Below are 23,542 nucleotides of genomic sequence, written 5' to 3'. Positions count from 1 at the left end.
TACGTTAGTGGTGTACTGCTGGCGTTGCAGAAAGCTTTGCTTCAGAACGGTCCTTCTCTACTACGTTGTACTTTTTGGTATCAAACTTCATAAGAAGCGCTGGTAAGAAAATGAAATCAACCACGAGCGCGATAAAGATAACGATGGCACTCAATGCACCCATGTCCGCATTGAGCCTAAACGAAGACATCGCGAGGACAGAGAAACCCGCTACAAGCACAACTGTTGTAATCCATAGTGCTCGACCTACGGTGTGGAATGCGTAGCGAACCGCTTCTTCTGCAGACTTTCCTTCTTTACGTGCACGTTGGTACTTCGATAGGAAATGAACGGCATCATCAACGACGATACCAAGAGTAAGTGTAACCACGACGGACAAACCCAAGTTGATTTCGCCGGAAACTAACGCCCAAATACCAAAGCCTATGATCGCAGGTGCCATGTTTGGAACGACACTCATTAAGCCCAATCTGAGAGAACCCAAAGCAAAGATCATTAGAGCTGAAATGAGTATCAAAGTAACTGGCAGTGACGTTAACATGCTAGCCATGTTGGTCTCGCGATATGTGCAAACATCAGTGAAGGGCTCGATGCAAGAACGTCATACTGAGGTGCGTAGGAGTTAAACCATTCGTATATGCGATCTTCCAAGTCGATCATTTCTACGCTGCCCAAGTTTTGGGTAGTCACAACCATTCTGACAGACGATTTGTCGATGTTAACTTGGTTGTTAAGATCAAGCCCGTATGGCAACGACATCTCGTACATCAACAAGTATTGAGCAGCCAGCTCACGATCTTGTGGTAATAGATAGTAACCCGGTTGGTCACCGTGCATATTCTTGTTTAGGCGCTTGTAAACATCACTCAAAGACGCAACGTGGTCGGTTTCCGGTTGATCACGCAACCATTTAGTAAACTCGCCAACCGTATTAAGGAATGCTGGATCAGCGATACCTTGCGACTCATTGGACTTAACAACAATATTGATGTTGCTCATTCCGGAGATTCGCTCTTCCATGAAATCAGCCGCTTGCCTAAAGTCATTGCGGGTATCGAAGTATTTCACCGACTCATCATTCACTTTGTTTAGTGGGATTAAGCCAGCAGAAACGACGATGACAACGACAGAGAGCGGAAGCAACGCATTGCGATACTTGATGACTAGGTCACCTAGTCCATCAATAAAGCGATTTGATGTTGTCTGCTGGTCCGGTTTAACGCTCATTGGTAGCCATTTTAGCAACGCAGGAAGAAGCGTTAGAGACAAGAAGCATGCGATCATCACGCCCAGTGCCGCAAGGTTACCGAAGTCTCTCAATATTGGTGAGTCAGAGACATTCATCATTAAGAAACCAATCGCGGTTGTGACAGAGGTGATAAGGATCGGCATGTAGTTAATCGAAACACTTTGGTCGATCGCATAGGCCTTGCTATGCCCTTGTTGAAGGTTGTACCTCATCGTCGCGATCACGTGCACACAGTCTGCCACAGCAAGGGTCATGACTAGCGTCGGAATATTCACCGTAGCCGTGCTCAAGAACATACCTGCCCAACCAGAGAGACCCATTGTCGCAGTGACTGAGAAGATAATAATAAGTAGAGTCGCGAGCACCGCAAAAAATGAGCGAAGCATGAGAGTGAGGAAAACCAAGACGACAAGAAGCATCGTAGGGACCAGTGTCGAGCTATCAGCCTGTGCAGACTCCATAAACGCGCTGTTCATAGCCACAATGCCAGCCAAATGAAATTCAACGTCACTGTACTGAGATTGATACTTATCTACTAGCTGATGGACGTGTTGAATCACTTCCTGAACTTCCGCTGTTTCATCGATTTCAGGCAACTTTAAAGTGACATTAACAACGGTTACGTCACCTTTTTCAGAAACCAATGAGTGAAGCAACACCGGTTCTGACATGGCGATTTGCTTGACTTTGTCAATTCGAGCTTGGTCTAACGGATATTCATCTAAGAGTAAATCTTCAACTAAAAGATCGTCTTCAAACGCTTCGGTATGTTGATAGTTGGCAAGAGAGTCGACCCTGGTCGAATAAGGAATTTGCCACGCATCTTCGGTAATTTTCTGAATTAAACCCAAGAAAGGTGGTTGGAAGATATCCCCTTGAGACGGAGCCATCACAATAACCAAATTGTCTGACTTGGTGAATGTCGCTTCTATCTCTTCAAAGGCCTTCAACTGAACGTTGTTATCATTGAAGAAAATGTCGTAATCGCCGCGGAAGTACAGATTTTTAGCACCTAGTGTCGCGGCAACGACCATTGCTATCGTGAATGTTACAACCCAAAAGGTGTAACGTGTGGGAACTGTAAGCCAAGAAAACTTACTGCTTTGGTTAGATTGTGTAGATTTCATCACAGTCTCCATTTGTGACGATTCGTCAACTATTATCCAAATATTGGCCAGATCGTACTGGCCAATGGGATAATTCCTGTTCGAGTCGCCTAAATTTAATGATAAACAACTCTAAATATGACGAACCGTCACAAATGATGAAATAAAAACCTATCTCTACGATAGGTTTACTTTGAACTGTTTAGCGACCAATCGACTCTAGATAGGCAACTTCTTCACTAAAGAGTTCTTGTTCCACACGACGCCAGGTCTTTCGATAATCCCACTCGCTTGAAAGTGGTTTCCAACCCAAGCCGTCAAGAAGCATGTTAGCGTTATGCAAAACAGTAAATGGGTCTTGCAAACGCTTGATACAATGGCTATTCGACGCATTCTGCGACAACGCATTGGAGCCAAAAGCAATCGACCAGTTGGCAAACACAATCGCATCTGAGCCAATTCCAGCTGAAAACTTTAAGTCTCCGCATTCAGCGGCAGCGTTGGTTATGTCATCAGCTCCAGCGATAACGAGCTCCTCGAGCTTGTTAAGCTCAGCCACTCGCTCAGGAGAAGCCTTTTCCAACACCCAAGGCTCTTAGCATGATCGCACACGTTGATAGCACAGGCTCCATACGAGCATAAATTCGATAAGCGACGTGCATCGCAATCACTTTTTCTCGAGAGTTACCCTCGAACTGCGAAGAGCGCGCGAATAACAGCGACTCGCTCTTAAGAGAGTGGATGCATAAAGCTAAAATAACGTCTTCTTTACTGCAAAAGTGATTATAAATTGTCCCTTTCGAATAAGGCTAACGGAAGTTAACTTGTCCATAGTCAACATTCCAAAGCCTTGCTCTTGCACCAGACCTTTCGCCAACATAATTAGCTCTACTTCTCGATCTGCTATTGCTTGCTGTTTCTTCGATATGCCGAAGCGACAACCCGAACCCTCTTTCTTATCACTTTTCTTACAACTAAAGCCAAACATTATTATTCCATCTCTCTAACTGCTCCTTAGCAATACAATTGTAACACGATTCCACAAAGTGTGTATTTCACCATTTATGACGACTCGTCAAAAATGACACTTCGTCATAATAGCTCATGAATTGATCATATCAAGTGTTTTTTGTAAATTCATTCATAAGAACTATTTGAGTCCACAATGATCTCAACATAGAGTTAGATATAAAAATGAAAGGACTACACTATGCTCAGGATTGCACTGCTCACTCTTCCGTTGCTATTCGCTAGTTACTCTTCTCACGCATCCAATCTATCTACAGAGCTGGTAGCGAGCGGATTGCAAGTCCCGTGGGGTATCGCCTTTACTAGCAATACAACCGCATTAGTCACAGAGCGAAATGGGAACATTGTCGCGGTTGATTTAGACGATAAAACCAAAACCGTTGCGTTGCCTGCCCCATCAGACGCCCAACAGGGTGGTCAAGGAGGACTGATGGATATTTCTCCCTCTCCGTTTAAAGAAAATGAATTTTATATTACGTACAGCTCGCGAGTGGGTGGTGCTTACGAAACCACCCTCGCCTCTACCACGTTATCCAATGGTAAGTTGACCAACTGGACTAAACTTTTAACAACAGTCTCAGGCTCAGATAGCGGCCGTCATTTTGGAAGCCGGCTGGCTTTTGATAAGGAATCTATCTTCATGACTATTGGAGACAGGGGTGAACGAAGCAATGGTCAAGACAAGTCAACGCATGCTGGCAGTATTTTACGGCTGACCCCTGAAGGAATACCCTTCCCTAACAACCCATTCATAGAAGATAGCAATGCTCTGCCAGAGATATGGAGCTATGGACACCGCAACCCTCAAGGCATCATTTACGATGAAGAGTCAGAATCACTTTGGTCTATCGAGCATGGACCACGTGGCGGTGATGAAATTAATCTCATTAAACGAGGTTTGAATTACGGATGGCCGATAACTTCACATGGAAAAGAGTATTGGGGGCCTATTGATGTTGGCGAGGCTGAAGAGCTTCCGGGTATTGAGTCACCAAGGCTAGTTTATGTTCCTTCCATAGCGCCATCAGATTTAGAGCTTTATCGTGGACAGCGTTACCCGAGTCTTGCTGGCAAATTACTCGCACCAGCATTGAAGCTCACTCATATCAATGTTGTATCTATTGATGAGCAGGGGCAACTCAAAGAAGAGTATAGACTATTCGATGATCTCAATGAACGTATCCGTACACTAACGTTAAGCCCCGACGGCTTTCTCTATTTCGCAACGGACAACGGAAATATCTACAAAATCGTAAATTGACAAAAGCCAACCGACAATCGAGTTGTCTCGTCCTAAAAGACGAGCCCAACTTGATTGCTTGCTTTCTAGTACTTTAGTTACAAAAATCTCAATAATATGGAAACTTGACGATAGCTTTTCTAAACTCACTGCTATTGTCTTGTCCGTTTTCTCGAGGTGAGCTTGAAGTACTTTTCCCTTCTACAGACTCAAATAGAAAATCAAAGAATGAGTGCGCATTTCCCACTCGAATTCTTTGACGAGCTTTCACGCTCAAAAAACTTGGCTGACCTGCTTCATAGTACAACATACTGGATTAAACAGATCTTTGAATCTGACCGTGTCAGTATTGCCCTCAAACGAGATGACTCTTCCCTTGCTCTATATGCGATTAACGGCAATCAGGCAATTCCATTGGACAGAGACATTCCAATAAAAAACACCATGGTCGGGCAGGCATATTCTCGCAAAGAGCTTGCTGTGTGCAACAACACCAGCAAAGAAGATTACATCGATTGCCAATGGCTGGTAGAGGGTGGAATACTTTCCTGTATGGATGCGCCATTAACCTGCAATGATAAATGTTTTGGCACCATCAACATTGGCCATCACGACAAAAACCATTTCAGCGCGCGTGACGCCTGTGTATTCGCCAGTTTAGTCACTTGGATCGCCTCACAAATTAGCGTTCATGAACAAGTCATCAAGATGGAAAATCTCGCCAATTTAGATCCGTTAACTGGCATTCTAAATCGTCGTGCTTTTTTTGAAGCGACTGCACTTATCAGCCGCCAACGCGAGGCATTTAGTCGCAATCAAATTCTGATGATTATTGATATCGACCACTTTAAAGCTTTCAATGACGAGTTCGGCCATTTATGCGGTGATGAAGTATTGATCTCCGTCGTAAACAAGCTAGGCGAAGTGAAAAGAAAGGCGGATATGTTTGCTCGAATTGGTGGAGAAGAGTTTGTCTTGCTACTAGAGGATGTCACGGAGTCAGAAGCCATGAGCCTCGCAAACTACTATCGAAAAGTGATTGAGCGCATGACTGTTGATTATGATAACAAAGCGCTAGGGTGCACCATTTCGATTGGCTTGTCTCCTACTCTAGATAGTGACCATAGTATCAAGCAAGTCTTGGCTCGTGCAGATCGCGCTTTGTATCAAGCCAAAAACTGGGGTAGAAATCGAGTCTGTAGCTGGCAAGATTGCCAGATCCAAATAAGCTAGAAGGCCCACCGTAGAGTAACCTGTCAGAATGACTGCCAAAAACGAGAAAATCCCAGCATTTCTGCTAGGGCTTTGAATTGGAGCGACACACGAGGTTCACTTTCTTTTGAACGTCAGCGTGACCTCAACCTTGGCAAGGTTGGACCCTACCGACTGATACCACTGTTTACTGAACCTAGACGATCGCCAAAAACGAGAAAACCCCAGCATTTCTGCTAGGGCTTTGAATTGGAGCGACACACGAGGTTCGCTTTCTTTTGAACATCAGCGTGACCTCAACCTTGGCAAGGTTGCGTTCTACCATCTGATAACACGGTTCACTGTTCTAAACGTCACCATAAACGAAAAAGCCCTAGCATTTCTGCTAGGGCTTCCGATTTGGAGCGACACACGAGGTTCGAACTCGTGACCTCAACCTTGGCAAGGTTGCGCTCTACCAACTGAGCTAGTGTCGCGTAGTCATTAAGACTAGATGGTGCCCCGGGCCGGACTTGAACCGGCACAGCGCGAACGCCGAGGGATTTTAAATCCCTTGTGTCTACCAATTCCACCACCAGGGCACGCAATTCTTTATTGCGATGGGTAAGACACCATCTTTAGTATCGAACTTATTACTTATAAGCACCTAAGCTCCATACTTCAAAATATGGAGCGACACACGAGGTTCGAACTCGTGACCTCAACCTTGGCAAGGTTGCGCTCTACCAACTGAGCTAGTGTCGCAAATGGAGGCGCGTCCCGGAGTCGAACCGAGGTCCACGGATTTGCAATCCGCTGCATAGCCACTCTGCCAACACGCCACATACTTCAATTAGAAACCGCTTTGGTTGGCTGCTTCCTCTTGGGTACGGAGTGCATTCTACGGATTAGCACTGTTGAGTCAACACTATTTTTTATAATTTGAATCGTTTGTCTAATTTGCATTCAATGTGGCGAGAATTTGTGAATTTACTAGCATGAAATCGATGATTTTCAATAGGAAAACTTGAAAAACCAATTTCAAGATACAAAAAAGCGGGCCTAAGCCCGCTCTTTTTAATGATGTTTCTCGTCGAGGAGATCGTCCTTAGCTGCCGCCAAGTATTGCATCATCGACCAATAAGTGAGGAAAGTTGCAATGTACAATGCCGCATAACCTAGCCAGATCATCCAGTCATCGTAGCGCCAAATAAGTACCCATAAGGCAAACATTTGAGTAAGCGTCTTTACTTTTCCTACCCAAGACACCGCTACGCTAGCTCGCTTCCCTATTTCTGCCATCCATTCACGAAGTGCAGAAATAATGATTTCGCGAGCAATCATTGTCACTGCCGGAATCGTAATCCAAATGCTGTGATAGTGTTCAGTGATTAGGATCAGGGCAGTGGCCACTAATACTTTGTCAGCAACCGGATCAATAAAGGCACCAAAACGAGACGTTTGACCCAATTTTCGCGCCAACATGCCGTCTAACCAATCTGTAAAGCCTGCCACCCAAAACACCATTGCTGCCGCAAATGGGCCCATTCGTAAGGTAAATAAAAGGCTACGACGAATACGGGGATTAGAAAAAGCCGTAATAAAGACAAAATGTTGGGGATGTTCAAACGCATATTATTGTTCTCTGACACACTGCGGCTTTATGTTGCGGTATTTTTACTATTGTTTCAATGCTTGATAAATGTTTTCTGCCAAAGAATGGCTGATTCCTGGGACTTTGGCGATTTCTTCAACAGAAGCACGTTTCAATTCTTGCAGCCCACCCATATATTTAAGTAATGATTGACGGCGCTTTGGCCCTACTCCTTCAATACCTTCCAATGGACTGGTTCTGCGTGTTTTTCCACGTTTCGCTCTATGCCCAGCGATGGCATGGTTGTGACTCTCATCTCGGATATGCTGAATAAGATGAAGAGCGGGTGCATCACTTGGCAAATTAAACTCATCCCCTGCCGTAGTGATTAAGGTTTCTAAACCGGGCTTCCGAGTCACACCTTTTGCAATGCCAATCAATCTTGGTCTCTTTGGCCAATCATTCCAGTACTGACTGATGATCTCCAACGCTCGATTCAATTGACCTTTACCACCATCAATGAAAACAATATCCGGAATTTTATCGACATCGAGCTGCTTAGAGTAACGGCGTTCTAATACTTGGCCCATGGCCGCATAGTCATCGCCACCCGTGATACCAGTGATGTTGTAACGACGATATTCTTGTTTTACAGGCCCTTCTTGATTAAACACAACACACGATGCAATTGTGCTTTCGCCCATGGTGTGCGAGATATCGAAACACTCCATTCGTGAAATACTATCCATATCTAACACTTCTCTCAGCTCTTTAAAGCGCTGTGAGATGGTCATTTTGTGGTTAATCTTGGTGGTAATTGCCGTCAACGCGTTGGTGTTGGAAAGCTTAAGGTAACGACCACGAGTACCTATTGGCTCTACATGAAAGTGGATTTTACGACCCGCGAGTTCTGTCAGCGCCTGTTGCAGAGGCACTTCATCATCCAGTAGCCCTTGATTCAAAACGATGCGACTAGGAATAGTACGTGCCTCATTATGACTGAGGTAGTACTGACTCAAAAAGCTATAAAACACCTCTTGAGCAACGGTATTAGACGGAATTTTGGGGAAATGGCTGCGACTGCCCAGCACTTTGCCCTGACGAATCATGAGAATATGGATACAGGCCATACCGTTTTCTTGGGCAAAACCCAATACATCCATATCTTCCATGGTGTCTTCAGAGACAAACTGCTGCTCTTGAACTCGACGTATTGCCTGAATTTGGTCTCGAAATTTAGCAGCATCTTCAAACGCGAGAGCCTGACTGGCTTTCTCCATTTTCTCGATGAGAATTTCCAGTACCTGTTTGTCCTTACCCTGTAAAAACAGTCGGACATAATTGACTAGCTCTGCGTAATCTTGATCCGAAATGATCGACGATACACAAGGCCCGGCACAACGGCCAATCTGATACATCAAACATGGTCTCGTCCGGTTTGCGTATACCGTATCTTCGCATTGACGAACTGGGAATATCTTTTGGATCAGATGAAGCGTTTCTCTAACAGCACCAGAGTCAGGATATGGACCAAAGTACTCCCCTTTTCGCTTCTTTGCACCGCGATGCATCGAAAGCCTAGGGTGCTGATGACCACTGATGAATATATAGGGATAAGACTTATCGTCACGCAATAATACGTTGTACTTAGGCAAGTACTGCTTGATGTAGTTATGCTCTAAAATTAACGCTTCGGTTTCAGTGTGAGTTACTGTCACGTCTATTTTATTGATATTACTGACGAGCGCGCGCGTCTTCTCGCTGTCTACTTTCTTGCGAAAATAGCTAGAAAGGCGCTTTTTGAGATCTTTTGCTTTGCCGACATAAATAACAACAGCCTCGGCGTTGTACATTCGATAAACGCCGGGCTGATTGGTGACTGTTTTTAGAAAGGAAACCGAGTCAAATGGGGTGGTCACTAGAGAGTCTCGGTGTCTAACATTCCATGTCGAATAGCGAGATGAGTCAGTTCGACGTCTCCGCTAATATCTAGCTTACTGAATAGTCGATAGCGGTAACTATTGACTGTTTTCGGGCTTAAATTTAGCTGCTCCGAAATGTCGGTTACCTTCTGACCTTTGGTAATCATCATCATTATCTGAAGCTCTCGCTCAGACAAGTCTGCAAATGGATTTTCAGAGGCCGGTGAAAATTGACTCAGTGCCATTTGCTGCGCAATTTCAGGTGAAATATAACGTTGACCGCTATTGACCACACGAATTGCATTAACCATTTCATCAGGGCCAGCACCTTTAGTTAGGTAGCCTGCGGCACCTGCTTGCATCACTTTAGTTGGAAACGGATTTTCCGTATGAACAGTTAGAACAATGATTTTCACATCAGGATTGAAACGCAAGATTTTCTTGGTTGCCTCTAAGCCACCAATACCCGGCATATTCATGTCCATTAAAATGACGTCAGTATGATTATTACGACACCATTTTACTGCTTCTTCACCGCTCTCAGCTTCCCCTGCTACGTTCATTCCACGGACGTCTTCAATAATACGTCGTATCCCTGTGCGAACCAGCTCGTGATCATCTACAAGGAAAACATTTATCAAACTTGTATCTCCACACTTCTCAATTGGCTCTGCACCCACCCTCAGGGAGTGGATAGCAGCTTGGCTGCCTAGTTTAACTATATTAGGATTATTCTCTACCAAAGAATATGTGCCGAAAAGTAAACTTTAGCAAGTACTTATTTTTCAATTATAGCCTCCGTCAACAATTTAGAGATCAACAGTTGCTTAATTGAGCAGGTGCAATATGGCATATTCTGACAAAATGAATGTCAGGACAAAATCATGATCAATTTATATGTCCAACAAACCTCAATCTAATGTATATAATTCAACCACCTAGCAGGCATAAGTGAGAAAACAGACCTTCTCTGATACACTGTTAAAACTTAATAAGCACAACTAATAAGGCAGTAAGTGTGACTATTCAACAAGGCTTTGTTTTAACGCGTCAGGCGCGAGATGTTGGTGGTCAAACACAAATCGAGCTGTGGTTGAAAACAGATGAAGGGCCAAGTCAACTCATCATCCAAGGTGAGAAGCCTATCTTCTTCATTGAAGACCATCAATTTGAAGCCGTTCAATCAATTTCAATTCAACAAGGCATTGCGATTGACTTAAAACCACTCACTCTGAAGACTTTCGACAGCAGCCCGCTTGTGGCTTGCTATTGCCGAACCATTCAAGATTCCAACGCATTAGCGCATCAACTGGCGCAAGCAAACATCTTGACGTTTGAGTCGGACATTCGATTGGCGGATCGCTATTTAATGGAAAGGTTTATTCGAGGTGGCGTTGAGTTTACTGGCCAAAGGGTTACTAACAAAAGTATTGAACGGCATAATCATCTACGATTCGAACAGGTCAAATGTCGTAAAAACGACTATCTTCCAAACCTAACTCAAGTCTCTCTCGATATCGAATGTTCCGAGAAAGGCATTCTTTACTCTGTAGGATTGGATAGCCCGCTCGATAGCCGAGTCATCATGATTGGCGACCCGCAACCTGCCGACACTCCTATTGAATGGGTCGCGGACGAAAAAGCATTACTTAACGCACTCATCAATTGGTTTCAAAACTACGACCCAGACGTCGTCGTGGGTTGGAATGTGGTGGACTTCGATTTTCGTCTGCTTCACAAGCGCTGTGAATGGCACAAGTTAAAATTCGCCATTGGCCGCGGAGGACAATCAAGTTTCTTTCGCACCTCAAGTCAGACTCAGCAAGGTTTTATCAATATACCCGGCCGTGTCGTACTCGATGGCATTGATACCTTAAAAACCGCTACATACCACTTTAAATCTTGGTCGCTCGAATCCGTCTCTCAAGAGCTGTTACATGAGGGGAAAATTATCCATAACGTTCATGACCGAATGGATGAAATCAACCGCATGTTCAAAGAGGACAAACCTTCTCTCGCCCTATACAACCTACAAGATTGTACATTGGTGAATAAGATTTTTGCGCACACGCACTTGCTTGAGTTTGCCATTGAGCGAACACGTCTCACAGGGGTTGAATTAGACCGAATCGGTGGCTCAGTCGCTGCATTTACTAACCTTTATCTTCCGCAAATACATCGAGCAGGCTACGTTGCACCAAATTTATACCCGGAAAACTGGATAGCAAGCCCTGGCGGTTACGTCATGGACTCAATCCCTGGCCTCTATGATTCTGTTCTGGTTTTAGATTTTAAAAGTCTGTATCCCTCTATTATCCGCTCCTTCCTGATCGATCCAATGGGATTAATCGAAGGCTTGAAACTGGATGTTGGCAGAGAAGAAAACCAAGCAGTGGCGGGATTTCGCGGCGGACAATTTCATCGTACAAAGCACTTCTTACCCAAGATGATCGAAGAGCTTTGGGCTGCGCGAGATCAGGCTAAGAGAAGTAACAACAAAGCGTTTTCTCAAGCCATCAAGATCATTATGAACTCATTCTATGGCGTGCTTGGCTCATCAGGCTGTCGTTTTTTTGATACTCGTTTAGCTTCCAGTATTACTATGCGTGGGCACGAGATCATGAAGCAGACTAAAAAGCTGATAGAAACGCGTGGGTATCAGGTTATCTATGGTGACACAGACTCTACTTTCGTATCGCTTAACGGTGAATTCTCTCAAGAAAACGCCGACGAAATTGGCAAGCGCTTGGTCAAGGAGATCAATCAATGGTGGAACGAACACCTAGAGCAAGAGTATCAACTTAGCTCAATCTTAGAGCTCGAGTACGAAACTCACTACAAACGCTTTTTAATGCCCACTATCCGTGGCTCCGAAACCGGTTCTAAGAAGCGATACGCCGGATTGGTCACTGATGGAGATGCCGATCGAATTGTTTTTAAAGGCTTAGAAAGTGCCCGTACAGACTGGACGCCTTTAGCGCAACGTTTTCAACAAACCCTGTATGAGATGGTCTTTCACGGCGAAAAGCCACATGATTTTGTACGCAACTTTGTCGAAGATACCCTTGCTGGGAAGTTTGATGATGAGATGGTGTACCAAAAACGACTTCGCCGCCGCTTACATGAGTATCAAAAGAACGTACCACCACAAGTAAGAGCAGCTCGACTCGCCGATGAGATGAACGCTAAATTGGGGCGACCTCTGCAATATCAAAACCGTGGCCGTATCGAATATCTGATTACTATTAACGGGCCTGAACCGAAAGAGTACATTCAAAGTGCTATCGATTATCAGCACTACATCGATAAACAACTAAAGCCTGTTGCCGACGCCATACTACCTTTTATCGGAATGGATTTTGGTTCGCTTAGCGAGCCTCAGCTAGGTCTGTTTTAGTCAACTCGTCCACGCCATGATCGGAATAATCATCTGAATCCCCTTTATCACTAGACCCCGAGCCTTCAGATTTTGGGCTCAGGAGATTAGTCTCAATGATATATTTTTTGAGTTGGGCTAGAGGCAATGACCGACTATAGAACCAACCTTGGATTGACGTATCTGATTGAGGAGTAATACAACTAATTTGCTCTTGAGTTTCAACACCCTCTACCACCGTCGCCAACTCGAGGTCGTTAGCCAAGTTCAACAAACCACTGAACACCTTCTTCCCTTTAACTGTCTCAAGAGCCAACACAAAGCTTCTATCAATCTTAATTGCGTCAATATCGAAGTAAGTCAAATAGCTCAATGACGAGAAACCCGAACCAAAATCATCAATATAGATTTTCGCGCCCGTTTTTCTAAGCTCACTGAGAGACTGAGCGACGAGTTCCTTATCATTAAGTAAGGTCTCTTCAGTTATCTCAATATGGATATACTCAGCAACTGGTGCAATCGCCTTTGCCAAACGCTCAACTAGACCGGAATCTAACAAGGTTTCCGGAGTGATGTTGACACTCGTTGGCACCGCCCAGCCTTGCTTTAGCGCTACCTTCACATCATTGACCGCCTGAAAAACGGCCCAACGGTCGATATCTTTCATCATTCCGCCTTTTCAAACCACGGCAAAAACGCTCCCGGGTACTCTACCTTTCCTGAGTCATCTATCGCTCGAATTAATGCTTCACAGCCAACAACTCGTCCGCTCTTAGAACAGACTTGCGGTTGGTACTCCAAGCAGAACTCTTTCTGACTGTAGTGCTTGAGTTCACGTTCAATTCTATCTCGTCGTTGATTTTGCGCTTTTTCACGCATTAAGTAGTCATTACTTAATGTCTGCGCTTCTTCATAACGGCGAGAGTAAGTTGTGTCTAATGAACTAAAGCCAATATCGCGGTCGCGTAGTGTACTGTTGAGTGCCATGACTGCTGGGAAATAGATCAGGGCTGACAACGCCACATTAAACAACTGCAGAAATACTGCTGAAAAATCCCCTTCCGTTGCTAACCAACCATTAATGAAGATAGGACTGCTAAATGGCATTGCTGATGTTGTGGTACCACCCAACCTTGCGATATTGCAATATATGCTGTTATCAAATTCGCAAAAGGCGCCAATAGAAACGGTAAAAACAGCCTCGGGTTGAAAATGATGGGTAACCCAAACAACAACACTTCATTAATATTGAACAGGGACAAAGGCAAGCTCGCGATGGCAATCAATCGATGCGCTTTCGACTTGGCAAACAGAATCAGAACGACCACCAGCCCCAACGTTGCGCCACTTCCTCCCGTAAACACGAACACGCCCATAAATGAGTAGTTTACAAATTCGCTTGTAAATTGCCCTAAAGCGACCGCTTGCTGTGTGGTGACAATGCCCTGCTCTAACACTTCAATCCAAGGTAACAGTGCGTAGTAACCGTGAATCCCCATAAACCACAATACCGAATTTACCGCCGCAAAAACGGCTCCGAATGTCAGTGGGGAGGACTCATAATCCATATTCGTTAACGAGATGATGTTGTATTTCTCTGCAAACACCATCACCGATGAGTTGATACAAATGACAACAACGCCGACAAAGATGGCGGGAAGAATCAGGTTCAGAGATTCCCGAACGATTCGACTCAGTTGCTCGTTACTGACTAATCGCAGCCAACGACGTTTATAGATAGCCGCTATCATTGGCACCGAATAGAGAGGGGTCGCAACAGAAATGATGAGTTCCAATACCAAACGACTGTCGGAGCCTTGGAATAATTTATGAAAAAGCCCTAAATAGACAATAGATATTAAGGCGATAGGTGGCCTAGGCAGACGCCACTGCATCGCAAGAATGAAAGATAAAGCGGCGGTCAATAAGATTGGAAAGAGGTTGTTGAGGTAATAATAGAGCTCAAATAAAAAATCTAACCAAGGCGTTCGGCCACCGTGACTAAACTCTCCAATTGATGCAATGAATAATATGAGCTGAGAAACCATCAAACACGGGAGAATCCACAGCAACCCTTCCCTGATAGCCTGCATTTGTGATGAAAACACTTGTTTCCACTGTGCAATTTGCTTCGCTTTCCGTGCGTACAAAAGTGCCCTCTTCTCAACTATTTGGTGATAGGTATTTGAAGAATATTAACTTTTGTACGAGTCAGTGTCTGTGTTTCATATCATGTTATCGTAGCTTGTACTAATTAATCGCTCTATAAATCAGCAAAAATTTAAAACCAACTACACATAATTTAAGCAAGGGTGCCAAAATTTCAGATTTAGCCGATTCGAAACTCTGTTTTCTTAAACTGCTTAACCAACCATTCCCCAAATCCATCAAGCAGGCCAATGACTGACCGTTTTGGGATCGGCTGCCCTTTGAGCAGAATGCCCAATCTTTGCACCTCCACCCTTTTTTCTGGGAAGTAACGAAGGAACTGCTCCCCACATTCGAGCGGGTCATCAAACCAATTTTTGTCTTTTGGTATCACAAGTGAATAGCTCGCGCGGAGCAGTTTCTTTGCGATAATTACTTGCGCATTAACTTGGTCTTCAGCCTTATTCGCACGGCCAATGCGATTGCGATACACCGCAAGCCAATCTTCAATATCCATATTCCAATGTTTGGCGATCTCCCAACTCGGCTCATAGTCGCCAAAACACTCAGACAGATTCTCACCATAAACGCAAACGGCGCAATGTCTAAGAATGAAGCCCCATGAGAAAATGCTGTCCAGACTCGCAACTTCTTTCACCAATCCGCATTTAAAGTTAATGCCTGTAATGTGCGGATAAGAGCGTTGAAAGCGCCATTTAATGGTATTAAATAGCGTTGTGCGAGTGTCAGAGAAGCTGCGATGTGTAATGACAATTACATCTATGTTTGAAAGATTCAGCTTGGCACACTTTCGCCCTACACTTCCGTATATATAGACGCTGTGAAGGTTATCTCCTAGCCCACCTCGAAGAAAGGTCACAAGCTCGTCAATGGCTTTTTGGTATTCAGGTTGAAAAGGTTGTTGTGAGTCTAGGGTAGATAAAATCATCGATTGGTCATTACTAAAAGAGTTGAACTGCCATAATGTTCGCTTAGCATCAAAGATCAATCAAGAGATTCCTTCTTTGATTGTCCTTGGTATAATGCACCGAAACCAAACAAATAGGATAACTCTCCATGCCAAGGGCAAGTGAACTGAAAAAAGGTTTTGCTATCGAATCTAACGGCAAAACACTCCTAATTAAAGACATCGAAGTAACCACTCCGGGCGGTCGTGGTGGCGCGAAAATCTACAAGCTACGTTGTACCGACCTAAACACTGGTGCACGCGTTGATGAGCGTTTTAAGTCTGACGATGTGGTTGATACGGTAGAAATGAACAAGCGTGCTTCTTCGTTCTCATACGTGGACGGCGACGAGTACATCTTCATGGACAACGAAGACTACACTCAGTACACCTTCAAGCAAGAAGACATTGCAGATGAGCTAATGTTCATCACCGAAGAAATCCAAGGCCTGCACATCGTATTGGTAGACGGTAGCCCAGTCGCACTTGAGCTTCCTGCGGCAGTAGAGATGACGATCGAAGAGACTGACCCTTCAATCAAAGGCGCATCTGCTTCAGCTCGTACTAAGCCTGCACGTTTGCCAACTGGCCTGACGGTTCAAGTACCTGAGTACATCGCAACGGGTGATCGCATCGTGATCAACACAGCTGAACGCAAATACATGAGCCGCGCATAATGACCGATTTGATCTCATACGATGACGTCATCGACGCAGCCTACGATATCTTCCTAGAAATGGCTCCAGATAATCTAGAGCCTGCAGACGTGATTCTGTTCACGGCGCAGTTTGAAGACCGTGGTGCAGCAGAAGTTGTGGAAACGGGTGATGACTGGACTGAGCACGTAGGTTTTGTCGTTGACGAAGAGACTTACGCAGAAGTGCGCATCGGTCTAGTGAACGAAGCCGACGACGCGCTGGATGATGTCTTTGCTCGCATGCTTATCAGCCGCGACCCAGATCATAAGTTCTGTCACATGCTGTGGAAGCGTGACTAACAAGTTAGAAAATGATTTGAAGTCACTTACAAAAGCCAATCTCTGATTGGCTTTTTTGTGCCCTCGACTTGCATCCTTTACGTAAATGACAGAATATTTGTATAGTCAATTAATGGAAATGCACAATGTCTTCTGAGCCGCTCTATCTGCAAATAAAACAGTTTATCGATGACAATATAGCATCTGGTCGCTGGCCTCATGGCCATCGGATTACAACAGAAGTAGAGCTCGCTAAACAGTTTTCAGTCAGCCGTATGACAGTCAACAAAGCGATCAGAGATTTGGTAAACGAAGGAAAACTCACGCGTAAGCCTCGCGCGGGCACTTTCGTCAATCTTAATCACCAAAAGCCAGAATCCCCCTTCTAGACATTCGTAACATATCGGAAGAGGTTCTAGAGCGCGGCAAGCTATACAGCAATAAAGTCATAACTCAATCCTCTCTTAACGCGGATGACGTCATAGCGACTAAACTGGGCATAATGCAAGGCTCTCTCGTCTACTACAGTAAGATTGTCCACTTCGAAGATGAGACGCCCATTCAACTCGAGATGCGTTGGGTAAACGCACAGATTGTTCCTGATTATATCAATCAAGACTTTACTCAATTTACACCTCACCAATACCTGTCAAACAACTGCCCGCTTAGTGCGATAGAGCACACAGTCGAAGCCATCATCGCAGAGGATAAAGTTAAAGAAGAACTAGCTCTGCAAGAAGGTAGCGCCTGCTTGGTTCTCAAACGTCGGACATGGAGTAATAATGCGCTTGTTAGCTCTGCACTTCTCTACCATCCAGGCAATAACTACAAATTAAGCTCCAAGATCATGATCGATTAAAGAGCATCATCCTGTTTGTTGATCACAATTTAGCAACATTCACCTTGCCGTAGCGAATCAAATACACTTTAATTTGTATATACATTTAAAGTAACCACTCGCTAGTGAGCAAACAATGGACAAAGGCAGCCCTCTAAAACTGATCAACGCTCGAATCGTATCCATGATCTCAGGTGATGATGGATACGCACTTTCTCAGCCGAGCTGCATTCATATTCAAGATGGGAAAATCCATTCCATTCAAGCCGGTAGTCAGTTCGAAAACAATTCAGCAGATGATGTTGAGGTGTATGACTGCCAAGGAAATTTGGTTACGCCAGGGCTCATTGACTGCCATACTCACTTAATCTATGCAGGCAGCCGTGCCCAAGAGTTTGAGAAACGCCTCAAAGGTGTTCCCTACCAAGAAATCGCCAAACAAGGTGGTGGAATCCTATCCACCGTCGCGGCTACTCGCTCTGCTTGCGAAGACGAACTTGTCGAACTGGCACTGCCAAGACTTGATGGCTTGATTCGCTCGGGCGTTACGTCTGTTGAGATTAAATCAGGCTATGGTTTAACTCTTGATGATGAAATAAAGATGCTCAAAGCCGCTCATCAGTTAGAGCAATATCGCGACATCCGCGTGACAACCACACTACTGGCTGCTCATGCCCTTCCTCCTGAGTTTGCAGGAAAACCTAATCAATACATTGACTACGTTTGTGATGTGATCATTCCTAAAGTTGTAGAACTCGAACTAGCGACCAGTGTTGACGTGTTCTGTGAATCCATTGGTTTTGATATCGAACAAACAGAACGTGTCTTTCAGGCAGCGACAAACCATGGCCTAAAAGTGAAAGGGCATACAGAACAACTTTCGAACTTGGATGGTACCGCTTTGACAGCGCGTTACAACGGGCTCTCTGCCGATCACATCGAATACTTGAATGAAGAAGGGATTAAAGCCCTAGCCGATTCAGAAACCGTAGCAACGCTGCTGCCCGGCGCATTTTACTTTTTGAAAGAAACTAAAAAGCCGCCGATCGAGCTGCTCCGTCACTACAAAATCCCAATGGCCGTTGCCAGCGATCTCAATCCAGGCACCTCTCCTTTTGCAGACTTAACCATGATGATGAATATGGCTTGCACACTGTTTGGGCTCACTCCGGAGGAAGCATTGCGCGGCGTAACCCAACACGCGGCCAAAGCACTGGGTGAAGGGGATTCAAGAGGTCAAATCAAATCCGATTTCGATGCCGACTTGGTGGTTTGGAACGTGAGCCACCCTGCCGAATTAAGCTATGCCCAAGGCATAAACAAGGTAGAAGCTCGAGTTCTCAATGGAAAAGTTTGCTCCCCTGCGGCAAATGTTTAGAGGTTTAAAATGAGTATTAAATCCGACAGCACATCCGTTCCTGCAACCTACTGCGACTTTGTATGGCAGGGCCGAACAGATATTGAAGACGCTGAGCTAGGTACACGTGTTCATCACATTGTGAAGTCGCAGCAAGCTGCGAACTTAACAGAGCACTCTGATTCCGTATCAATTCTTGCTTCGCCACTGATGCAGGCGTGGCGCGAAACAAAGGTCGTATCGGGGCCTGCAAGGGCCCAAACAAGATTCGCCAAGCCCTCGCTAATATGGCATGGCACAACGACTCTTCTCTTGTAGACCTTGGTAACGTGCACTGCCAAGGCGATGAACTTGAAGAGGCTCAAGCGCAGTGCGCTCGCGTTATCACAACGGCATTACAGAATACACCTGTTATCACTTTAGGTGGTGGGCACGAAATTGCTTGGGCCTCTTTTCAAGGGCTCGCGGGTCACTTCCACAACTTAGGAATTAACGCTCCAAAGATTGGCATTATCAACTTCGATGCGCATTTCGATTTGCGTAAATTCCTGCACGAAAGCAAAGATATTAAACCAAGCTCGGGCACGCCTTTTAGCCAAATCCAGAGTTATTGTGAGCAGCAGAACTGGGATTTCAACTATGCCTGCCTAGGAGTAAGCAGAGCCAGCAACACACCTGCCCTATTCCAACAAGCGGATTCACTTAATGTATGGTACGTGGAAGATAAAGATCTCACCACACTACATTATCAGAATCATTTGGCTCAGTTAGAAGCATTTATCGCATCCGTTGACATTCTTTACTTAACCATTGATTTAGACGTATTTCCTGCAGCGACAGCGCCGGGTGTTAGCGCTCCGGCACCAGCAGGCGTCACGTTTGATGTCATCCGCGGCTATCTCGATTGCATTTTCAATCACAGCGACAAATTACTCATTGCCGATATCGCTGAGTACAACCCAACTTATGACATAGATGGCCAAACCGCGCGTTTAGCGGCAAGGCTATGTTGGGAAATAGCCAATGCGATGTCGAATAAATAACAAAAACAGTTGGTTGACCTATTTACAGGTTGCCAACGAAAAAAAAGCGAAGTGCGAATAGTCACTCGTTCTATGCATTACCTAAAACAGTATTACCTACAACTACATTACTTAAAAACCCATTACCTAAAAAAATAACTATAAACGTTGAAACAAAAGTTAAAGAAGGAGTACCCAACATGACAGAGAGTCTTAGCAGCAATCCTCGCCTTGATACCATTCGCCTTGATACAAGTAGAACGATTCGTGCCCCTCATGGCAGTGAACTGAGAACAAAATCTTGGCTAACGGAAGCGCCACTGCGCATGTTGATGAACAACCTAGATCCTGATGTCGCTGAACACCCACACTCACTGGTTGTGTATGGTGGTATTGGTCGTGCAGCACGCAACTGGGAGTGTTACGACAAGATCGTCGAGGTGTTAAAGCGCCTAGAGGACGACCAGACACTGTTAGTTCAATCTGGTAAGCCCGTTGGTGTCTTCCCTACCCATAAAAATGCCCCACGCGTCATTATTGCGAACTCTAACTTAGTGCCTCATTGGGCCAATTGGGAGCACTTCAACGAGCTCGATAAGCAAGGCTTGATGATGTACGGCCAAATGACCGCGGGAAGCTGGATCTACATCGGCTCACAAGGCATTGTCCAAGGCACTTACGAAACTTTTGTCTCTGTTGCAAAGAAACACTTCAATGGCGATGCGACTAACCGATGGATTTTAACCGGCGGCCTCGGTGGTATGGGTGGCGCACAACCCCTTGCAGCAACCATGGCCGGATTTTCGATGATGGCCGTGGAATGCGATGAATCACGTATCGATTATCGTCTACGTACAGGCTACGTGGATAAAAAAGCCACCAGCCTTGACGAGGCTTTGGCGATGATTAACGAGACAGACAAACCAATCTCAGTTGGCCTATTGGGCAATGCCGCGGATGTGTTCCCAGAACTCGTGGAGCGCAATATCACGCCCGATGTTGTGACTGACCAAACTTCGGCTCACGATCCACTCAACGGCTACCTGCCGAAAGGCTGGTCGATGGAGTATGCTCAATCGATTCGCGAGCAAGACGAAGCCAAAGTGGTTAAAGCGGCGAAAGAGTCAATGGCCATTCAGGTTTCAGCCATGTTAGAGCTACAAAACCGCGGCGCTGCGACACTCGATTACGGCAACAATATTCGTCAAATGGCGCTCGAAGAGGGCATTGAGAACGCCTTTGATTTCCCAGGGTTTGTTCCAGCATACATCCGCCCTCTATTCTGCGAAGGCATTGGCCCATTCCGTTGGGCTGCACTATCTGGCGACCCTGAAGATATCTACAAAACAGACCAGAAAGTGAAAGAGCTGATCCCAGACAATCCGCACCTTCACAACTGGCTAGATATGGCTAAAGAGCGCATTCAGTTCCAAGGTTTACCTGCCCGTATCTGTTGGGTTGGCCTAAAAGATCGCAAACGTCTTGGTGAAGCATTCAACCAAATGGTGAAAGATGGGGAACTAAAAGCACCTATCGTTATTGGCCGCGACCACCTTGATTCTGGCTCTGTTGCCAGCCCTAACCGCGAGACCGAAGCATGATGGATGGCTCTGACGCCGTATCGGATTGGCCGTTACTTAATGCCCTACTGAATACCGCAGGCGGCGCTACTTGGGTTTCACTTCACCATGGTGGCGGCGTTGGTATGGGCTTCTCACAACACTCTGGCATGGTTATTTGCTGCGATGGGAGTGATGATGCCGCAGAGCGTATTGCGCGAGTGTTACACAACGACCCAGCTACTGGTGTAATGCGCCATGCGGACGCAGGTTACGATATCGCCAAGAAATGCGCAGCAAAGCAAGGGCTAGACTTACCTATGCTCAATGAAGAACTGAAGAACTTGAAATAGGCTAAGAAGCAAGGAATGAATGAGATGTTAAACCTGTTACTAAAACCCGGACACCTTAGCATAAAAGAACTAAGGCAAGTCAGCCGCTCGCCAATCAATTTGCAGCTCGACCCCGAATCACATCAGGAGATTAATGCCAGTACCGATGTGGTCAATCAAGTCATTGCGGAAGACCGCACCGTTTACGGCATCAACACTGGATTTGGCCTGCTTGCAAACACACGTATCGCGCCTGAAGATCTCGAAACACTGCAAAAGAGTATCGTCCTTTCTCATGCGGCGGGAATTGGCGAACTAATGGCCGATGAAACAGTTCGCCTGATGATGGTACTGAAAATCAACAGCTTGGCTCGCGGCTACTCAGGTATTCGACTAGAAGTCATTCAAGCATTGATTGAGCTTGTTAACTCACAGGTTTACCCGTGTGTGCCACAAAAAGGGTCAGTCGGTGCATCTGGTGATCTAGCGCCTCTGGCTCATATGAGCACTGTCCTATTAGGCGAAGGGGAAGCTAGGCATAATGGCAAAATCATTTCAGGCCAAGAAGCGCTTCAAATCGCTGGTTTAGAGCCTATCATGCTTGCACCGAAAGAAGGCCTAGCGCTACTCAATGGTACACAAGCATCAACCGCATTTGCATTAGAAGGATTGTTTGTTGCGGAAGATCTTTTTGCTTCTGCAACCGTGTGTGGAGCGATGTCTGTGGATGCTGCGCTTGGTAGCCGACGTCCATTTGACCCTCGTATCCACCGTGTGCGTGGACATCGCAGCCAGATGGATGCAGCAACAGCTTATCGCCATATTCTCGATAGCCGCAGCGACATTGGTGAATCTCACACTGACTGTGAAAAGGTTCAAGACCCGTATTCACTGCGTTGCCAACCTCAAGTAATGGGTGCCTGTTTGCAGCAGATCAGAAACGCAGCTTCTGCACTCGAAGTAGAAGCGAACTCAGTATCGGACAACCCACTTGTATTTGCGGATGATGGCGATATTATCTCGGGTGGCAACTTCCACGCAGAGCCTGTTGCAATGGCAGCGGATGCTCTGGCACTTTCTATTGCGGAAATCGGTAGTTTGTCAGAAAGGCGTATGGCATTGCTCATTGATAGCGCCTTAAGCAAACTACCTCCTTTCCTTGTCGATAACGGCGGTGTGAACTCAGGCTTTATGATTGCTCAAGTGACTTCTGCTGCGCTAGCAAGTGAGAACAAAACTTTGGCTCACCCAGCTCGGTTGATAGCTTGCCAACCTCGGCCAACCAAGAAGATCATGTCTCTATGGCCACATTTGCTGGCCGCCGCTTGAAAGAGATGGGAGAAAACACCAGAGGCATTCTCGCTGTAGAATATCTCGCTGCAGCTCAAGGGCTCGACTTTAGAACTCCACTCACCTCTTCACCGCGAATTGAAGAAGCAAAACAGATCCTGCGTGAGAAAGTACCTTTTTACGACAAAGATCGCTATTTTGCACCGGATATCGAAAAAGCCAATGCGCTTCTGAAACTCGCCGTTCACAATCACTTAATGCCGGAAGCGATATTAACCAGTATCTAACACTGAAATGTCGCCGTTTATTGATTTGAGCACGCCTGTAGCACGCCCCAAGCACCTCT

General features: G+C 45.5%; 12 protein-coding genes, 4 tRNA genes and 7 pseudogenes. 10 read left to right on the top strand and 13 right to left on the bottom strand.

Translation table 11 applies throughout. The annotated features are described in order from the left end of the window. Positions 1 to 4 precede the first annotated feature (4 nt). A pseudogene (locus UA76_RS02350) lies at positions 5 to 2,376 on the bottom strand (efflux RND transporter permease subunit). A gap of 181 nt (positions 2,377 to 2,557) precedes the next feature. Next, positions 2,558 to 3,343, bottom strand: a pseudogene (locus UA76_RS02345) (TetR/AcrR family transcriptional regulator). 222 nt (positions 3,344 to 3,565) lie between these two features. On the opposite strand from UA76_RS02345, the gene UA76_RS02340 reads away from it, so the two are divergent. Together UA76_RS02340 and UA76_RS02335 are read left to right on the top strand one after the other, a co-directional pair. Beyond that, a complete protein-coding gene (locus UA76_RS02340) occupies positions 3,566 to 4,645 on the top strand; it encodes a PQQ-dependent sugar dehydrogenase (protein WP_047042589.1) in 1,080 nt (359 codons plus the stop codon). A gap of 207 nt (positions 4,646 to 4,852) precedes the next feature. Continuing rightward, positions 4,853 to 5,857: a sensor domain-containing diguanylate cyclase gene (locus tag UA76_RS02335; RefSeq protein WP_047042587.1), complete on the top strand. Its 1,005-nt coding sequence runs from the start codon at positions 4,853 to 4,855 to the stop codon at positions 5,855 to 5,857. Between the two features lie 379 nt (positions 5,858 to 6,236). On the opposite strand, the gene UA76_RS02330 is transcribed toward UA76_RS02335, so the two are convergent. From UA76_RS02330 to uvrY, 7 genes and pseudogenes are all read right to left on the bottom strand, one after another. After that, positions 6,237 to 6,312 (bottom strand) — tRNA-Gly (locus UA76_RS02330). Positions 6,313 to 6,330: 18 nt separating this feature from the next. Then, positions 6,331 to 6,417, bottom strand: a tRNA-Leu gene (locus UA76_RS02325). A gap of 87 nt (positions 6,418 to 6,504) precedes the next feature. After that, a tRNA-Gly gene (locus UA76_RS02320) sits at positions 6,505 to 6,580 on the bottom strand. Positions 6,581 to 6,583: 3 nt separating this feature from the next. Further along, positions 6,584 to 6,657, bottom strand: a tRNA-Cys gene (locus tag UA76_RS02315). A 235-nt stretch (positions 6,658 to 6,892) separates the two neighbouring features. Beyond that, positions 6,893 to 7,449, bottom strand: a pseudogene (pgsA, locus tag UA76_RS02310) (CDP-diacylglycerol--glycerol-3-phosphate 3-phosphatidyltransferase). A 46-nt stretch (positions 7,450 to 7,495) separates the two neighbouring features. After that, positions 7,496 to 9,328, bottom strand: coding sequence for an excinuclease ABC subunit UvrC (uvrC, locus tag UA76_RS02305; protein ID WP_047042585.1), 1,833 nt, complete (start codon positions 9,326 to 9,328; stop codon positions 7,496 to 7,498). After that, a complete protein-coding gene (gene uvrY, locus UA76_RS02300; RefSeq protein WP_047042865.1) occupies positions 9,328 to 9,972 on the bottom strand; it encodes a UvrY/SirA/GacA family response regulator transcription factor in 645 nt (214 codons plus the stop codon). The genes uvrC and uvrY overlap by 1 nt, the downstream gene beginning before the upstream one ends. A 377-nt stretch (positions 9,973 to 10,349) precedes the next feature. Between uvrY and UA76_RS02295 the strand changes: the two genes are divergently transcribed. Further along, a complete protein-coding gene (locus UA76_RS02295) occupies positions 10,350 to 12,728 on the top strand; it encodes a DNA polymerase II (protein WP_047042583.1) in 2,379 nt (792 codons plus the stop codon). Here UA76_RS02295 and UA76_RS24315 read toward each other — a convergent pair. The 4 genes from UA76_RS24315 to UA76_RS02285 all read right to left on the bottom strand — a co-directional run bounded on the left by UA76_RS24315 (position 12,700) and on the right by UA76_RS02285 (position 15,804). Next, on the bottom strand, positions 12,700 to 13,377 hold the full coding sequence (locus tag UA76_RS24315; protein ID WP_075202526.1) for an EAL domain-containing protein: 678 nt from the start codon (positions 13,375 to 13,377) through the stop codon (positions 12,700 to 12,702). The two genes, UA76_RS02295 and UA76_RS24315, sit on opposite strands and share 29 nt — an antisense overlap. Beyond that, positions 13,374 to 13,814, bottom strand: a complete 441-nt coding sequence (locus UA76_RS25115) for an EAL domain-containing protein (protein ID WP_075202525.1) — start codon at positions 13,812 to 13,814, stop codon at positions 13,374 to 13,376. Before UA76_RS25115 ends, UA76_RS24315 begins: the two co-directional genes overlap by 4 nt. Further along, the gene (locus UA76_RS24310; protein WP_238322142.1) at positions 13,775 to 14,857 is read right to left on the bottom strand and encodes a PTS transporter subunit EIIC; all 1,083 of its coding nucleotides are present in this window, start codon (positions 14,855 to 14,857) and stop codon (positions 13,775 to 13,777) included. The genes UA76_RS25115 and UA76_RS24310 overlap by 40 nt, the downstream gene beginning before the upstream one ends. A 179-nt stretch (positions 14,858 to 15,036) precedes the next feature. After that, positions 15,037 to 15,804, bottom strand: a complete 768-nt coding sequence (locus UA76_RS02285; protein WP_047042862.1) for a nucleotidyltransferase domain-containing protein — start codon at positions 15,802 to 15,804, stop codon at positions 15,037 to 15,039. Between the two features lie 128 nt (positions 15,805 to 15,932). Here UA76_RS02285 and yeiP point away from each other — a divergent pair, with 128 nt between their 5' ends. The 7 genes and pseudogenes from yeiP to hutH all read left to right on the top strand — a co-directional run bounded on the left by yeiP (position 15,933) and on the right by hutH (position 23,483). Continuing rightward, the gene (gene yeiP / locus UA76_RS02280) at positions 15,933 to 16,499 is read left to right on the top strand and encodes an elongation factor P-like protein YeiP (RefSeq protein ID WP_047042581.1); all 567 of its coding nucleotides are present in this window, start codon (positions 15,933 to 15,935) and stop codon (positions 16,497 to 16,499) included. Continuing rightward, on the top strand, positions 16,499 to 16,819 hold the full coding sequence (locus UA76_RS02275; protein ID WP_047042579.1) for an HI1450 family dsDNA-mimic protein: 321 nt from the start codon (positions 16,499 to 16,501) through the stop codon (positions 16,817 to 16,819). Before yeiP ends, UA76_RS02275 begins: the two co-directional genes overlap by 1 nt. Positions 16,820 to 16,944: 125 nt before the next feature. Further along, positions 16,945 to 17,657, top strand: a pseudogene (hutC, locus tag UA76_RS02270) (histidine utilization repressor). Between the two features lie 115 nt (positions 17,658 to 17,772). Further along, positions 17,773 to 19,014, top strand: coding sequence for an imidazolonepropionase (gene hutI, locus UA76_RS02265; RefSeq protein WP_047042577.1), 1,242 nt, complete (start codon positions 17,773 to 17,775; stop codon positions 19,012 to 19,014). A gap of 9 nt (positions 19,015 to 19,023) precedes the next feature. Beyond that, positions 19,024 to 20,036, top strand: a pseudogene (gene hutG / locus UA76_RS02260) (formimidoylglutamase). A 179-nt stretch (positions 20,037 to 20,215) separates the two neighbouring features. Next, a pseudogene (gene hutU, locus UA76_RS02255) lies at positions 20,216 to 21,927 on the top strand (urocanate hydratase). 24 nt (positions 21,928 to 21,951) lie between these two features. After that, positions 21,952 to 23,483: pseudogene (gene hutH / locus UA76_RS02250) on the top strand (histidine ammonia-lyase). The last annotated feature ends 59 nt before the right edge of the window (positions 23,484 to 23,542 follow it).

It is taken from the genome of Vibrio mexicanus (assembly GCF_001012815.1).
GTDB lineage: Bacteria > Pseudomonadota > Gammaproteobacteria > Enterobacterales > Vibrionaceae > Vibrio > Vibrio mexicanus.
Note: the sequence above shows the minus strand (reverse complement) of the source record. Positions and strands in the feature narration are given on the sequence as shown.